The following is a 14590-nucleotide window of genomic DNA, read 5'->3' on the forward strand; positions in this document are numbered from 1 at the left end:
GTGGACGCGATCGTCAACAACCTCCCCTACATGCTGCGGGGGCTCTGGTTCAGCCTCGGGATCGCCGCCGTCGCGATGGCGGGCAGCCTCGTGCTGGGCACCGTGCTGGCCGTGCTGCGGCTGTCGGACCGGGCCTGGCTGCGGATCCCCGCGCGGGTGCTCATCGAGGGCGCGCGCAGCATCCCGCTGGTCCTGTTCATCTTCTTCACGTTCTTCATGATCGCCGCGCAGGGCTACGACGTCTCCGCGTTCTGGTCCTGCACGGTGGCGCTCACCATCTACATCGGTGCCTACGTGGCCGAGATCGTGCGGGGCGGCATCCAGAGCGTCGACCCGGGCCAGAGCGAGGCGGCCCGCGCCACCGGGCTGTCCGCGGTCTCGACGCTGCGCCACGTCGTCCTGCCGCAGGCGCTGCGGCGGATGATGCCGGCCCTGGTGTCGCAGATGATCGTCCTGATCAAGGACACCTCGGTGGCGACGATCATCGGCGTGCCCGAGTTCTTCACCCGGGTGCTGGAGGCCAACGCCCGCACCCTGGTCTACCCGTTCCAGCTGCTGCTGTTCGCCGCGGCGGTCTACTTCGTCCTCTGCTACTCGCTGAGCCTGCTCTCGCGCCGGCTCGAACTCCGGGTGAGCTGACCCCACGATCCGAAAGGAGGCACGGTGGACACACTCGCCGAGCTGGTCGACGCCGACTGGGGAACGGTCTCCGACCGGGCCCGCCAGCAGGTGCGGCTCGCGTTCCTTGACGTCGTCGCGGTGGCGCTCGCGGCGGCCGGGGACCCGGCACCGCGGGCCGTCGCGGGCTACCTCGCGCGGGCCGGTGCCGGGCCCGTCCCGCTCCCCGGGACGTCCGGGCTGAGCGCGCAGCACGCGGCGGTCGGCTGGGGGACCCTGGCCCACGCCCGGGACTTCGACGACATCTCCGAGGTCCTGCACGGCCACCCGTCCGCGGTGCTGGTCCCGGCCGTCCTCGCCGTCGGCTACCGGGACGGCGCGAGCGGCGCCGACCTGGTGGACGCCTACCTGAGCGGCTACGAGGCGATCGGACGGGTCAGCGCCGGGGCGGCGGACGAGCAGCGGTCCCGCGGCTGGCACACGACCGCCACCATCGGGGTGCTCGGCGCGACCGTCGCCGCGGCCCGGCTGCTGGGCCTGAGCGCGCACCGCACCCGGCACGCGCTCGGGATCGCCACCTCGACCGCGTCCGGGGTGCAGGCCAACTTCGGCTCACCGGTCAAGCCGCTGCACGCGGGGTGGGCCGCGGGCAACGGCGTGATGGCCGCCGAGCTGGCCGCCGCCGGGATCGACGCCGGGCCGGGGGCCCTGCACGCCCCGGCGTCCTACCTGGAGGTGCTCGGCGGCCGCTGGCAGGAGCCCGCGGGGCGACCGCACATCGAGGACGGCCTGCGGTTCAAGCCCTACCCGTGCTGCGGGTCCGCCACCGGCCTGGTCGACTGCGCCGTCGACCTGCACACGCTGGTCACCGACGGGCCGGGGGTCGACGCGATCGAGTCGGTCGTCTGCTCGGTGCTGCCGCAGACCGACCGCACCCTGCGCTACCGGGCCCCGAGCACCGGCGACGAGGCCCGGTTCAGCCCCGAGTTCTGCGTCGCCCAGGGGCTCGCCGGCGGCCGGCTCGACGAGTCCTGCTTCCGGGACGGGTTCGGCGAGCGGTCCGCGGCACTCGCCCCGCTGGTCCGGCGGGTCACCCGCCGGATCGTCGCCGAGGTCGAGCTGCCGCCGGGATCCAAGGACGTCCAGCTCACCGTGCGGTTCCGCGGCGGCCGGACGGTCGCGGCCCGTTCCACGGCCCCCCGCGGGCACCCGCGCAACCCGATGACCCGGGCCGACCTGGAGGAGAAGTTCGCGGCCTGCACGGCGGGCACGCTCGCCCCGGATGCCGCCGCGCGCATCGCCGCCCGGCTGGCCGCGCTGGACCGGGAGCCGCGGATCGCCGACCTGCTCGACGACGTGCTGCGCCCGATGTCGGTGCTGCCCCGGTGAGCGCCGACGCCTTCCTCGACGACCTGCGCCGGGAGCTGGGCCCCGACGAGGTGCTCGGCGACCCGGACCGGACCGCCGGGTACCGGCACGACCAGGCGGCCGGGCTCCCCGCCGGGACGCCCCGGGCCGTCGTCCGGCCGCGGCGCACCGCGGAGGTCGCGGCCGCGGTCCGGACGGCCGCCGCGCACCGGGTCCCGGTCGTGCCGCGCGGCGCCGGGTCCGGGCTCGCCGGTGGCGCCAACGCGATCGACGGCTGCCTGGTCGTCTCGCTGGAGCGGATGGACCGGATCGTGCGGATCGACCCGGCCGACGGGACCGCGGTCGTCGAACCCGGGGTGCTGAACACCGCGCTGCGCGACGCCGCCCGCGAGCACGGCCTCTGGTACGCACCGGACCCGGCCAGCCGGGACTTCTGCTCGGTCGGTGGCAACGTCGCGACCAACGCGGGCGGGCTGTGCTGCGTGAAGTACGGCGTGACCCGGGACTCGGTGCTGGCGCTGGAGGTCGTGCTGCCCGACGGGGAGGTCACCCGGATCGGGCGGGCCAGCGTGAAGGGCGTCGCCGGGTACGACCTGACGGCGCTGTTCACCGGCAGCGAGGGCACCCTCGGCGTGGTCACCGGGATCACCGTGCGGCTGCGGCCGCTGCCACCGCCCGCGCTGACCGTGGTGGCGTCGTTCCCGGCGCTTCCCGCCGCCGCGCACGCGGTGCGCGAGGTACTGGGCCGCAGCACGCCGAGCCTGCTGGAGCTGCTGGACCGCACCACGCTGGAGGCCGTCGAACGGTGGCGGGGGATGGGGCTGGACACCTCGGCGGAGGCGCTGCTGATCGCCCAGACCGATCTGCCGGGGGAGGCGGGCACCGCCGAGGCCGTGCTGCTGGAACGGATCTTCGCCGATCACGGCGCGAGCGAGGTGGCCCGAGCCGACGATCCGGACGAGGCCGACCTGCTGCTCGGCGTGCGCCGCTTCGCCTACCCCGCGCTGGAACGCCTCGGGCGGGTGTACCTGGAGGACGTCGCGGTGCCGCGCGGGCGGCTCGCCGACCTGCTGACCGGGGTCGGGCGGATCGCCGCGCGGACCGGGGCGCTGATCGGCACGTTCGGCCACGCCGGTGACGGCAACATGCACCCGCTGATCGTGGCGCCGCACGGGGACCCGGCCGCCGACGACGCGGCCCGGGACGCGTTCCGGCAGATCATGGTCCTGGCCGGTGAGCTGGGTGGCACGATCACCGGGGAGCACGGCGTGGGCCTGCTCAAGCGGGACGGTCTGGCCTCGGAGCTGGACCCGGCCGCCCGCCGGATCCACGAGCGGATCAAGGCCGCGCTCGACCCGCTGGGCCTGATGAACCCGGGGAAGGTACTGGTACCGGGGCCACCGACGACGGAAGGGACCGCATGACCGCACCACTGATCGACCCGACGACGCTGGCCGCCGAGCTGGCCGGGGCGTCCCCGCCGCTGTTGCTCGACGTCCGGTGGGCACTCGCGACGCGGGCGGACCGGGACGGTTACCTCGCCGGGCACCTGCCCGGCGCGCGGTTCGTCGACCTCGACCGGGACCTGGCCGCCCCGGCGGGCGACGGCGGCCGGCACCCGCTGCCCGCCGCGGCGGACCTCGGCCGGGCGATGCGCGGTCTCGGGGTGCGGGCCGGTACCCCGGTCGTCTGCTACGACGCCGGCCCGGGCCGCGCGGGCGTGGTGGCTGCTGCGCGACGCCGGGCACCCCTCGGTGCGGGTCCTCGACGGCGGTCTCGCCGCCTGGGCCGCCGCCGGGCACCCGGTCGAGGCCGGCGAGGTCACGGCCGAACCCGGCGACTTCGCCCCGGCCGGCGGTGCGGCCGCGAGCGTCACCGCCGAGCAGATCCCGGGCTTCGTCGAGGCCGGTGGCCTGCTGCTCGACGCCCGGGACCACGACCGTTTCCTCGGCCGGACCGAGCCGGTCGACCCGGTCGCCGGGCACGTCCCCGGCGCGGTCAGCGCCCCGACCGCGCAGAACTTCGACGCCGACGGCCGGTTCCGCACCCCGGAGGAGCTACGCGCCCGGTTCGCCGGGCTGGGCGCCCGGCCCGGACGGCCGGTGGCGGTCTACTGCGGTTCCGGTGTCACCGCGGCGCACCAGGTGCTGGCGCTGGAGGCGGCCGGTATCGAGGCCGCGCTCTACCCGGGGTCCTGGTCGCACTGGGTCACCGACCCCGACCGGCCGGTCGCGACCGGCCCGTGACGGTGCGGGTGCGCGGCCCGGCGGCGCGCCGCGCACCCGCCCGCACCGCGATCTCGACCAGCCGCCGGGCCGGCCCCACCGGATGCGCGCCCCGCCGCCACACGGCCCGGAACGGCAGCTCGATGGGGCCCTCCCGCAGCGGCAGCGCGACGAGCGCCCCGGTGTCGAGATCGGCCCGCACGGACAGGCCGCTGAGCACGGTCACCCCGCTCCCGCCGACCACCAGCGACTTGATCGCCGCCGTGGACGCCAGCTCGGCCCCGACCGTCGGCGTCAGGCCGGCGCCGGCCAGGGTCTGCTCCAGGGTCGCGCGGCTGCCGCAGCCGGTCTCGCGCAGCAGCAGCGGCTCCGTGGCGAGCCGGTCCAGGCACAGCGGGTCCTCGCGGGTGAGGCGGTGCCCCGGTGCGGTGAGGACCAGCAGCTCGTCGTGGCCGATGCCGCAGGAGCGCAGATCGTGCACGGTGCCCGTGCCCTCGGTGAAACCGATCTCCGACGAGCCGTCGCGCACCTGCTCGGCCACGTCGGCGGCGTCGCGCAGTTCCAGCGCGACGGTGACCTCCGGTGCGATCTCGTGCATCGTGACCAGCCAGTCCGGCAGCAGGTAGTCCGCGACCGTCTTCGACACGGCGACGGTGAGCCGCCGCTCGGCCGGGTCCTGCAGGGACGCGACCTGCTGGTCGAACGCCTTGGACGCGGTGACCAGCCGGGTCGCCCAGCCGGCGACCGTGGTGCCGGCGCCGGTCAGCCGGGACCCCGTCGGCGAGCGCTCGACGAGCGGGCTGCCGATCCGGCGTTCCAGCTCGGCGATGCGCAGGCTCGCCGACGGCTGGGACAGGCCCGTCTCCCGCGCGGCGCGCCCGTCTCCCGCGCGGCGCGGCTGATGCTCGACCACCGGCCGATCGCGATGAGCACTTCCAATGAGATGATGTCGAAATGCCCGCCGGTGGTCATAGTCCAACATTATGACCCTATCCGCAGCACTGTCTAGCCGCAGTTCTGTGTGGGCGGCAGAATTGTCGGTGACATGGGGCCCGATCACTGACGGGGTCGGTTCCCGGCGACCGCGTCGAAAGGCTATCGGTGACTTCCTCCCCCGAAACGTACGACCGCGAATTCATGGCGTCCCTGCGGGCCGCGGCGCCGGTCGAGGCCAAGGCCTACAGCACGTTCTCCAGCACCGTCATGACCCGCACGGACGGCGCGGTCGACGTGAAGACCCGCGAGCTGATCGCGATCGGTGTCGCGTTGACCACGCAGTGCAAGGCGTGTCTGGCGAGCCACGTCGCCGCGGCCAAGAAGGCGGGGGCGACCGAGCAGGAGGTCGCCGAGACGACGTTCGTCGCCGCGGCCCTGCGAGCCGGCGCCGCCTACACACACGGTTTCACCGCCATGAAGTGCTACGCCGAGGACCACTGAACGACCGCGCGCGACGAATTACCCGGCGAACAATTGTCGTGACCGTCCGGATCCGCACCGGATCCCGGTTCCCGCAGGGGGCGTGCCCCGTGCGGGAACCGGGGACCCGGTACCGGGCGGGTGTTCAGGGCGCGGCGGGGGTGCCCCAGCGCGAGGTGAACCAGGAGACCGCGCCGGAGGCGGGGTCGTAGCTGCGCCGGGACAGCGTGCCGATGTCGGCGCCGTACACGTGGATCCCCACGCACGGGACGTCGCTGCCGCACTCGACGAGGTGCACGTCGTCGTCGGTGGTGCAGCAGACCGTCACCTCGCCCGGTGACCAGACCGCCTCCCCGCGCCGCACGAGCGGCTCGCCCGCGCGCTCCGGCTTGACGTAGTCGACCTCCAGCTCGGCACCGGAGTGGATGCCGACGACGCCCCACGTCTCGTGCCCGTGCACCGGGGTCGACTGGCCGACGTTCCACACCGCACAGGCGATCGAGAACGACCCGTCCGGCGCGACGTGCAGCGGGCGCATGACGTAGGTGTCGGTGCGCGGCGCGACCATGCCGGGATCGAGCGTGAGCCCGGCGGCGAGCAGGTCGCGCAGCCGCTGCGCCACCTGCTCGGTGACCGACCGCTCGGAGCCGCCGGTGGCGACGATCCCCTCGACGTCGTGGACGAAGTGCTCGAGGTCGTAGCCCTCACGGGCCGGTGACCGGGACATCCGGGCCTCCTGGTGCGGGTCGGGACGGGCCGGCGACGCGGGCCCGCAGAGCGGTGCGGTCGATCTTGCCGACGGCGTTGACGGGCAGCGCCGCGAGCAGCTCGGTGTGCTGCGGGACGTGGATCCGGGACAGCGTCCGCCGCACGTGCGCGGCCAGCTCCCCGGGATCGGGTGCGGCGCCGGGCCCGGCCGGGACGACGAACGCGACCGGCACCTCGCCGAGGTCGTGGTGCGGCGCGCCGACGACCGCCGCGTCGGACACCAGCGGGTGCGCGGTGAGGGCGGCCTCGATCGCCGCCGGTGCGAGGTTCTCGCCGCCGCGGATGATCACGTCCTTGCAGCGTCCGGTGAGGGTCAGGTAGCCGTCGGCGTCGAGCCGGCCCAGGTCGCCGGTGTGCAGCAGCCCGTCGCGGACCGGGCCGTCGGGGTCCGGGCCGCCGGCACCGTCGGGAGCGCCCCAGTAGCCGGCCATGACGGTGGGCCCGCCGATACAGACCTCGCCCTCGGCGCCGACCGGCAGCTCGTCGTCGGTGCCGGGGGCGAGGATCCGGATCGTCTGGCCGGCCAGCGCCGTCCCCACGCTCCCGGCCCGCGGGGCGTCGGGCGGGTTCATCACCGAGGTGCAGGTGGCCTCGGACAGGCCGTAGGACTGGATCAGCGGGACGCCGAACGCGTCCTCGATCGCGGTGTGCTGGCTGCGGGTCAGCGGCGCGGAGCCGCACCGGAGCATCCGCAGCGATCCGCCGCCGCGGCACCCGCGGTCCAGCATCCGCAGGAACATGGTGGGGACGCCGGTGAGGATGGTCGGCCGGTGCCGCGCGACCAGGTCGTCGACCGCGCCGGCGTCGAACCGCGCGACGAGCACGACTCCCGCGCCCGCGATCAGCGGCGCGAGGATCTGGTTGTTCACGCCGTTGGTGTGGTGGGCCGGCATGAGGTGCAGCAGCCGGTCGTGCGGCGACAGACCGGTGCGGGCGACGACCCCGCGGGCGTGCGGGAGCACGTTGGCCCGGGTGAGCCGCACCCCCTTCGGACGGCCGGTGCTGCCCGAGGTGAACAGCAGCAGCGCCGGCCGGGCCGGGTCGTGCTCCGGTGGCGGCGGGGGCCCGTCGTCGCCGGAGCCGCCCCGGGTGACCGCGTGCAGCTCGCCGATCCGGCTGTCGGAGCCCGCCAGTCGCGCGGCCTGCTCCGGACCGGCCAGCACGCGGGCGATCGCGAAGTCGTCGAGGCGTTCGCGCACCGTCTCCGGGCCCGCCCCGGGCTCCAGGACGCACACGCAGTGCCCGGCCCGCACGACGGCCAGCAGCGCGACGACGAGATCGGTGTCCTTCGGGGCGCACAGCGCGACGGTCGAGGCCGGTGGCAGCCCGAGCGCGCGCAGCCGCCGCGCGGCCCGGTCGACGCGGTCGCCGAGCTCGCGGTACCCGGTCGTCGTGCCGTCGGCGTCGACGAGAGCGGTCCGCCCGGCCGCGCCGTGCCGGTGCAGGGCGGCGGCCAGCACCGCGTCGAGGTCGGGGGCGGGATGGTCCGGTCGGGCCGTCATCGCAGGCGCACCCCCGCGTCCGCTTCGAACCGGCCCCGCGGGTCGAGTGCGGCCAGCGCCGCGCTCTCCGCCGGGGTGGGCACCGGAGTCGGTGCCGCCGCGTCGTCGAGCACCAGCGTGAAGCCGGTGCGCTCGCGCACCTCGTCCGGGTCGACGCCGGGGTGCCAGGACCGCAGCCGCAGCCGCTCGCCGTCGTGGGCGAACACCGCGATCGGCGTGACCACGGCGCTCATCCCGCCCGACGCCGTCCGGAAGTCCAGGGTCTGCACCATCGTCCGGCGGGAGTGCTCGGTCCGCCAGGTCGCGCAGCGGCGCGCGGTCGGCAGCATGACCGCGCCCCCGCCGCCGCCGGGCAGCCGGACCTTCGGCGCGTGCCAGTCCCCGATGCAGGACACGTTGGTGTCCCCGGCCCCGTCGACCTGGGCGGCACCCAGGAAGCAGAGGTCCATCCCGCCCCGGCAGCAGAGGTCGTAGAAGTCCTCGTTCGCGAAGATCGCGGCGCTGCCCTCGGCGAGCACTGGGTCCGAACTGGACAGCGGAACCGTCGACGGCGTCGCCGGGTCCACCCCGCCCGTGACGTTGAGGTAGGTGAAGTCGAAGTCGTAGGCGCGCCGGGCGAGCAGGCAGGCCAGCATCGGCAGCGTCGAGTTGACCTCGCTGAACGTGACCTCGCCGGGCCGCACGAGCCGCGCGAGGTTGGTGACGATGTAGGAGAAGGGCGACCAGGTCGTCATGCGGTGCTGTGCTCCTTCGCCTCGGGTGCGGCGGCGAGATGGTCGTCGAGGTCGCGGTCGCGGTCCAGGTAGCCGGTCACCGCGTCGTAGTCGACGCCGTAGTGCGGCCAGCACGAACCGGGCCACGCCCCGTGCGGCACCACCGCCGCGGCCTCGACCATGAACCCGGGCACCAGGGTCAGCTCCGGGCGGGCCGCGAACTCCGCGACCGGCACCACCCGCTCGGCGACGACGAGCACCCGCCGGGCGGCCCGGGTCATGATCCGGTCCCAGTGCGAGGTGCCGAACACCCGGGCGTCGCCGTTCTCGGTCACCTCGTTGGCGTGGATCACCGCGACGTCCGGCCGGATGGCCGGGACGACGTAGGCCGAGGTGCCCGAGCCGTACGGGTCGGGGATCTCGGCCCAGCCGTTCAGCGCCGGCAGGTCGGACCCGTGCACCCCGCCGACCGGCTGGAACGGCACCCCGAACGCCGACGCCCGCAGGCCAGCGGTGAGGGTGGCGCAGGCGTGCTCCTCCAGCTCGACGGCGCCGGACTCGATCGCGGCGCGGTACCAGGGCGCCAGGCCGACGTTGCCCTCCAGGGCGACGATCCCGGCGCGGGCCCGGGTGAGCGCACCGGCCCGGCACAGCAGGTCGATGTCGTAGCCGGGGGACTGCTTGACGATCTCCAGTCCGGTGCGGCCCCGCCGGATCAGCTCGCGGACCAGCGCGAACGGCCCGCGGTGCAGGAAGCTGCCGCCGAGGGCCACGGAGGCGCCGTCCGGGATGCGGTCGGCGAGATCGTGCAGTGTGACGAGGGTCGGGGCGGGGGTCACCGGTGCCTCCCGGATGCGTAGTCGTGGATGCGGCGGGCCAGGCCGGGCTCGGCCGCCGAGCGGGCGAGCGCGGCGAGGTCGCGGTCGGCACGGTCGTCGTGCAGCACGTCCTGCAGCACGGCGCGCGCCGCGCGGGGCAGCGCCCGTTCCCGGGCGGCGTGCGCGGCGACGAGATCGTCCCAGCCGTCCCGCGGGTGCACGGCGGTGACGAGGCCGGACGCCAGCGCCTCCGGGGCGTCGACGGTCTCGCCGTCGGCCTGGATCCGCCGTGCCCGGTCCGGGCCGACCCGCCCGGCCAGCCGTCCGGTGCCCAGCACGATCCCGAAGGCCATGCCGGGCAGCCGGAAGCGGGCGTCCGGGTCGGCGACCCGGTGCGTGCAGGCGCACACCAGATCGGCCCCGGCGCCGAACACCCGGCCGTGGGCCAGCGCGAGGGTGGCGAACGGGGCGTGGTGCACCGCGTGCAGCAGCTGCTCGATCCGGACGAACCGGTGCAGCAGCTCGCCGTCACCCGCGGTGTCCAGCCCGGACAGGTCGAACCCGGCGCTGAAGGTCGGCCCCGCGCCACGCAGGACGAGCAGGTCGGTCGGCTCGCGGTACGCCTGCTGCACCCCCGCGAGCAGCTCCTCGACGAGCGCCGCGGAGACGGCGTTGTGCCGGTCGGGACGGTCCAGGGTCAGGGTGAGCACGGCGGGATCGGCCCCGCGCTCGGCACGGACGAGCCTCACAGCGCCACCCGGTCCGCACCGCGCAGCACCTCGTCGGTGTGCTCCCCGAGCCCGGGCGGCGGGCGGTGCCCGGTGACCGGGCGGCCGTCGATCCGCAGCGGGGACACGAACGTGCGGGTCTCGTGGCCGTTGGGCAGCGTGACCGGCTGGACCCATCCCATGTGCCCGACCTGCGGATCGGCCAGCGCCTGGGAGTAGGTGTTGATCGGTGCGCACGGGACGCCGCCGGCGCGGAACGCCGCCAGCAGGTCGGCGACCGTGCGGTCGGCGAACCCGCTCTCCAGGGCCTCGCGCAGCGTCTCCTGGTGGGCGGCGCGCAGCGCGGTGCTGGCGAACCGCTCGTCGGTGGCCAGGTCGGGCCGGTCCACCGCGGTGCACACCCGCTGCCACAGGCCGTCGTTGCCCGCGGCCATCGCGACGTGCCCGTCGGCGCAGCGGAACGCCTGGTAGGGCGCGTTGCGCGGGTGTGCGGACCCGAGCTTGACCGGGTCGCTGCCGCGGCCGAAGAACTCGCTGGTCTGCAGCGCGGCGACGGCGAGCGAGCAGCCGAACATCGCCGCGTCGACGTGGGCGCCCCGGCCGGACTCCGCCCTGGCCCGCAGCGCCGCGGCCACGGCGAACGCGGCGTAGAGCCCGGTCGTGAAGTCCGACAGCGGCACCCCGCACTTCACCGGGTCGCCGCCCGGCTCGCCGGTGACGCTCATGATCCCGCTCATCGCCTGCAGCGTGAGGTCGAACCCGCCCTCGCCGGACCGCGGCCCGGTCTGGCCGAAGGCCGAGATCGAGCAGTAGACCAGGCGCGGGTCGGCGGCCCGCAGTTCCTCGTGGCCGAGCCCGAGCCGCTCCATGACCCCGGGCCGGTTGTTCTCGACGACCACGTCGGCACCGGCGACGAGCTCCCGGGCGGCGTCGCGCTGGGCGGGGTCCTTCAGGTCCAGTGCGACCGACCGCTTGGAACGGTTGAGCGAGGCGAAGTTCTCGCTGTAGCCGTCGCTCAGCGGCGGCCAGGACCGCATCGAGTCCCCGCCACCGGGGTGCTCGACCTTGATCACGTCGGCGCCCATGTCCGCCAGCAGCATCCCGGCGAACGGGCCCGCGGCCACGCTGCAGAACTCGACGACCCGCACGCCGTGCAGGAACGGGACCGGGCCACCGCTGGCCCCGGCGTCTGCTCTGTCCGCTGTTGTCACGGCGTCCTCTCGTCGAACGGTGCGTCTCATATAACAGGACGCTGTATCGCATGACGACCATACGGACCGCCGTCGAGCACGGTCAACGGTTGACGCCGGGGCGGCGCGCTGATCTGCTGTGTTCCACAAAACAGTCAGCTGTGCTGAATAATGAGACACGGAGAAGCAATGTCGCCGACTCCCACTCCCGGTGCCGCCCGCGCCACCCGCGGGAACGTCGTCCGCGCCGCGGCCGGGAACTTCCTCGAGATGTACGACTTCGCGGTGTACGGCTTCTACGCCGCCGCCATCGCACGTGCCGTGTTCCCGGCCGAGAACGAGTTCCTCTCGCTGATGCTCTCGTTCGTCACGTTCGGCGTCGGGTTCCTGATGCGCCCGCTGGGGGCGGTCGTCCTCGGCGCGTACATGGACCGGCACGGCCGCCGGGCCGGGCTCATCCTGAGCCTGGTGATCATGTCCGTCGGGGTCGTGATCCTGGCCGTGGTGCCGGGCTACGACACGATCGGCATCGCGGCACCGATCCTGGTCGTGCTCGCGCGACTGCTGCAGGGGTTCTCCGCCGGTGCGGAGTCCAGTGGGGTCTCGGTGTACCTGGCCGAGATCGCCCGGCCCGGCCGCCGCGGGTTCTACGTCAGCTGGCAGTCGGCGAGCCAGCAGATCAGCGTCGTCGTGGCCGCGGTGATCGGCGTCGTGCTGGCCCTGTCGCTGAGCCCGGAGCAGATCGACGCGTGGGGCTGGCGGGTCCCGTTCCTGATCGGCAGCCTGATCGTCCCGTTCGTGTTCTGGATCCGGCGCACGCTGCCCGAGACGGAGTCCTTCGAGCAGCGCACCGCCGGTGGCGCGCCGACCTTCCGGACGGTCTACCGCACGCTCACCTCGGCCTGGCCGATCGTGCTGACGGCGATCTCGCTGGTGACGCTGACCAGCGTGATGTTCTACCTGATCACCGCGTACACGCCGACCTTCGGCGAGCGGGAGCTGGGCCTGACCTACCTGGCGTCGTTCGGCGTCACGGTGGTGGTGGGCCTGTCGAACTTCGTGGTCATCCCGCTCGCCGGGCACCTGTCGGACCGGATCGGCCGGTTGCCGCTGCTCCTCGGCGCGAGCGGGACGATCCTCGTCGTCGCCTACCCGGCCATGCTGTGGCTCACCGCGGACCCGTCGTTCGGGCGGCTGCTCGCCGTGCTGGTGCTGTTCTCCCTGCTGTACGGGACCTACCAGGGCGCGATGGTGGTGAGCCTGACCGAGATCATGCCGGCCGCGGTCCGGGCGTCCGGGTTCGCGATCGCCTACAGCCTGGCCCAGGCGGTGTTCGGCGGGTTCACCCCGGCCATCTCGACCGGCCTGATCGAGGTGACCGGCGGGAACGCGGCCATGCCCGGCGCCTGGCTCGCGTTCTCCGCCGTCATCTCACTGGCCGGGGCGCTGGTGGTGCACCGGCGCGGGATGCTCCGCGCCGACCCGGCGGGCTCCGGTGGTGCGGACGCCGGCCGGCGGGTCGCGCCGCCGTCGCGACCCCGGTGAGCCCGCGGGGCCGACGCCGGTTACAGGGGGTTCGCCCGGCCCAGCGGGATCCGGCAGAAGCCGCCGCCGACGAAGGTCTCCGTGGAGCCGTCGTCGAGCCGGCCAGCGTAGGTCTCCGCGTCGTCGCGGGGCTCGTAGCCCAGCTCCGTGGCCTCGGCGAGGGAGAACATCCCTCGGGTGTTGCCGGACACGCCCCAGACGACCCGGTAGCCGGGCTCGTGCGGGCTCAGGGCGGCCTCGACGAGCCGGGCGCCGTCGTCGGGGGAGAGCCAGGTGCTCAGCCCGCGAGCCCCCAGTTCCAGGGGCGTCTCGAACAGGCTGCCGATGCGCAGCACGACGACGTCGATCCCGAAGCGGGAGTGGTAGAGGCTGCCGAGCGCCTCCATCGCCGCCTTGCTCACGCCGTAGTAGGTGTCCGGGCGGGGTGAGCTGTCGGCCGGCAGCCCGTCCGGGCCGGCGTCGGCGACCCGGCGGAACCCGACGGCGTGGTTGCTCGAGGCGAGGATCACCCGGCGCACCCCGGCGACCCGCGCGGCCTCGAGCACGGTGTGGGTCCCGTCGATGTTGACGGCCAGGGTGTCCGCCCAGGATCCCTCCCGGCTGATGCCGCCCAGGTGCAGGACCGCGTCGACGCCGTCACAGGCGGCGGCCATCGCGGCCGGGTCGGTGACCGAGCCGGTGACCAGCTCGACCTGCTCGTCGGCACCCGGCGGGACCTGGTCGCCGATGTCGAGCAGGCGCAGCGTGCGGCCCGGTCGCCGCAGCCGGGGCCGCAGGATCGTCCCGACGATGCCGGCGGCTCCGGTGATGAGGACTCGGTGGGTCATGGGTTTCCTTTCGGGTCAGCGGATCCCGGCGTGCCGGAGCCGGGCACCGAGATCGGCGGCGGAGGCGACGAGCACCTCGGTGACCCGCCCGACCTCGTCGGGGGTCACGTGGTCGATGGGGATCGAGCAGCTCAGCGCGTCCGTCGCGGGGATCCGGTACGGCACGGCCGCGGCGACGCAGCGGACCCCGGGGCTGCCCTCCTCGATCTCGGCGCCGTAGCCGCGGTCGCGGCTCGCGACGCAGTCGGCCCACAGCAGCTCGGGGTCGGTGAGGGTGTTCGGCGTCAGCGCGGGCAGCGGGTCCGGCAGCAGCGCGTCGAACTCGCCCCGGGTCAGCTCGGCGAGCAGGGCCTTGCCGAGCGCGGTCGCGTGCGCGGGCAGCGTCCGGCCGATCCGGGAGCGGTGGATCGCCGAACGCGACTCCCGGGTCATGAGGTAGACGACGTCGGCACCGATCCGGCGGGCGAAGTGGGTGGTGAAGCCGACCTCGTCGCGCACCGACTCGACGGCCTCCCTGGCGTACGGCGCCGCCGGGTCCCGGTCGAGGTAGGACGTGCCGCAGACCAGCGCCCGGACGCCGAGGCCGTAGGCCGCGCTGCCCGGCTCGACCTCCAGCCAGCCCGCTTCCAGCAGGGTGTGCAGCAGGCCGTGCAGGCTGGAGCGCGGGAGCCCGGTGACGGCCTGCAGCTCGGTCGCCGTGAGCCGCTCGCCCTGGCCCGCCAGGGTCTCGATCAGCTGGATCGCCCGCTGCGCCGACTTCACGGCGGCCCGGGACCCGGCCACCACCTCCGCGGCCTCCTCCGTCACGTCGCCCTCCTCGATGTCTTGACTGTCTGCGGAACACGCTACAACCTTGCGGATAAGTTCTCATG

14 protein-coding genes and 1 pseudogene are annotated in these 14590 nt (G+C 74.7%); 6 read left to right on the top strand and 9 right to left on the bottom strand.

Going from position 1 to position 14590, the window contains the following annotated elements; genetic code table 11:
• The 4 genes and pseudogenes from AFB00_RS20835 to AFB00_RS20850 all read left to right on the top strand — a co-directional run bounded on the left by AFB00_RS20835 (position 1) and on the right by AFB00_RS20850 (position 4232).
• The gene (locus tag AFB00_RS20835) at positions 1–639 is read left to right on the top strand and encodes an amino acid ABC transporter permease (RefSeq protein WP_083275709.1); all 639 of its coding nucleotides are present in this window, start codon (positions 1–3) and stop codon (positions 637–639) included.
• A 24-nt stretch (positions 640–663) separates the two neighbouring features.
• Entirely contained in the window at positions 664–2007 is a 1344-nt protein-coding gene (locus AFB00_RS20840; RefSeq protein ID WP_068798592.1) for an MmgE/PrpD family protein, read from the top strand.
• Positions 2004–3410, top strand: a complete 1407-nt coding sequence (locus AFB00_RS20845) for an FAD-binding oxidoreductase (protein WP_068798593.1) — start codon at positions 2004–2006, stop codon at positions 3408–3410. The genes AFB00_RS20840 and AFB00_RS20845 overlap by 4 nt, the downstream gene beginning before the upstream one ends.
• Positions 3407–4232 (top strand): annotated as a pseudogene (locus tag AFB00_RS20850) (sulfurtransferase). The gene AFB00_RS20845 and the pseudogene AFB00_RS20850 overlap by 4 nt, the downstream one beginning before the upstream one ends.
• On the opposite strand, the gene AFB00_RS20855 reads toward AFB00_RS20850, so the two are convergent.
• Positions 4195–5124, bottom strand: coding sequence for a LysR family transcriptional regulator (locus AFB00_RS20855; RefSeq protein ID WP_068798594.1), 930 nt, complete (start codon positions 5122–5124; stop codon positions 4195–4197). The pseudogene AFB00_RS20850 and the gene AFB00_RS20855 sit on opposite strands and share 38 nt — an antisense overlap.
• 224 nt (positions 5125–5348) lie before the next feature.
• Here AFB00_RS20855 and AFB00_RS20860 point away from each other — a divergent pair, with 224 nt between their 5' ends.
• Positions 5349–5648 carry a carboxymuconolactone decarboxylase family protein gene (locus AFB00_RS20860; protein ID WP_068798595.1) on the top strand — a complete coding sequence of 100 codons (300 nt, stop codon included), beginning with the start codon at positions 5349–5351 and terminating at the stop codon, positions 5646–5648.
• Positions 5649–5772: 124 nt separating this feature from the next.
• Here AFB00_RS20860 and AFB00_RS20865 read toward each other — a convergent pair whose 3' ends face one another.
• From AFB00_RS20865 to AFB00_RS20890, 6 genes are read right to left on the bottom strand one after another with little or no spacing between them, the layout of a single operon-like run.
• Positions 5773–6354, bottom strand: coding sequence for a cysteine dioxygenase family protein (locus tag AFB00_RS20865; RefSeq protein ID WP_068798596.1), 582 nt, complete (start codon positions 6352–6354; stop codon positions 5773–5775).
• Positions 6332–7897 carry a class I adenylate-forming enzyme family protein gene (locus AFB00_RS20870; RefSeq protein ID WP_068798597.1) on the bottom strand — a complete coding sequence of 522 codons (1566 nt, stop codon included), beginning with the start codon at positions 7895–7897 and terminating at the stop codon, positions 6332–6334. The genes AFB00_RS20865 and AFB00_RS20870 overlap by 23 nt, the downstream gene beginning before the upstream one ends.
• Positions 7894–8631, bottom strand: a complete 738-nt coding sequence (locus AFB00_RS20875; RefSeq protein WP_068798598.1) for a CoA-transferase subunit beta — start codon at positions 8629–8631, stop codon at positions 7894–7896. The genes AFB00_RS20870 and AFB00_RS20875 overlap by 4 nt, the downstream gene beginning before the upstream one ends.
• Positions 8628–9449, bottom strand: coding sequence for a CoA transferase subunit A (locus tag AFB00_RS20880; RefSeq protein ID WP_068798599.1), 822 nt, complete (start codon positions 9447–9449; stop codon positions 8628–8630). Before AFB00_RS20880 ends, AFB00_RS20875 begins: the two co-directional genes overlap by 4 nt.
• Positions 9446–10177 carry an enoyl-CoA hydratase/isomerase family protein gene (locus tag AFB00_RS20885; RefSeq protein WP_068798600.1) on the bottom strand — a complete coding sequence of 244 codons (732 nt, stop codon included), beginning with the start codon at positions 10175–10177 and terminating at the stop codon, positions 9446–9448. The genes AFB00_RS20880 and AFB00_RS20885 overlap by 4 nt, the downstream gene beginning before the upstream one ends.
• Positions 10174–11367: a CaiB/BaiF CoA transferase family protein gene (locus tag AFB00_RS20890; RefSeq protein WP_231974010.1), complete on the bottom strand. Its 1194-nt coding sequence runs from the start codon at positions 11365–11367 to the stop codon at positions 10174–10176. The genes AFB00_RS20885 and AFB00_RS20890 overlap by 4 nt, the downstream gene beginning before the upstream one ends.
• A gap of 168 nt (positions 11368–11535) precedes the next feature.
• Between AFB00_RS20890 and tcuC the strand changes: the two genes are divergently transcribed.
• Positions 11536–12891 carry a tricarballylate/proton symporter TcuC gene (tcuC, locus tag AFB00_RS20895; protein WP_068798601.1) on the top strand — a complete coding sequence of 452 codons (1356 nt, stop codon included), beginning with the start codon at positions 11536–11538 and terminating at the stop codon, positions 12889–12891.
• A gap of 20 nt (positions 12892–12911) precedes the next feature.
• Here tcuC and AFB00_RS20900 read toward each other — a convergent pair whose 3' ends face one another.
• Positions 12912–13718 (bottom strand): NAD-dependent epimerase/dehydratase family protein, encoded by an 807-nt coding sequence (locus AFB00_RS20900; RefSeq protein ID WP_068798602.1) that lies wholly within the window; start codon positions 13716–13718, stop codon positions 12912–12914.
• 15 nt (positions 13719–13733) lie between these two features.
• Positions 13734–14525, bottom strand: a complete 792-nt coding sequence (locus AFB00_RS20905; RefSeq protein WP_231974011.1) for an IclR family transcriptional regulator — start codon at positions 14523–14525, stop codon at positions 13734–13736.
• Between the last annotated feature and the right edge of the window lie 65 nt (positions 14526–14590).

The organism is Pseudonocardia sp. HH130630-07 (assembly GCF_001698125.1).
Lineage (GTDB): Bacteria > Actinomycetota > Actinomycetes > Mycobacteriales > Pseudonocardiaceae > Pseudonocardia.

Excerpts from the sequence above, each read along its gene's own strand:
- AFB00_RS20900 (WP_068798602.1), bottom strand. The coding sequence starts at position 13,718 with ATGACCCACCGAGTCCTCATCACCGGAGCCGCCGGCATCGTCGGGACG.
- AFB00_RS20875 (WP_068798598.1), bottom strand. The coding sequence starts at position 8,631 with ATGACGACCTGGTCGCCCTTCTCCTACATCGTCACCAACCTCGCGCGG.
- AFB00_RS20860 (WP_068798595.1), top strand. The coding sequence starts at position 5,349 with ATGGCGTCCCTGCGGGCCGCGGCGCCGGTCGAGGCCAAGGCCTACAGC.
- AFB00_RS20865 (WP_068798596.1), bottom strand. The coding sequence starts at position 6,354 with ATGTCCCGGTCACCGGCCCGTGAGGGCTACGACCTCGAGCACTTCGTC.
- AFB00_RS20870 (WP_068798597.1), bottom strand. The coding sequence starts at position 7,897 with ATGACGGCCCGACCGGACCATCCCGCCCCCGACCTCGACGCGGTGCTG.
- tcuC (WP_068798601.1), top strand. The coding sequence starts at position 11,536 with ATGTCGCCGACTCCCACTCCCGGTGCCGCCCGCGCCACCCGCGGGAAC.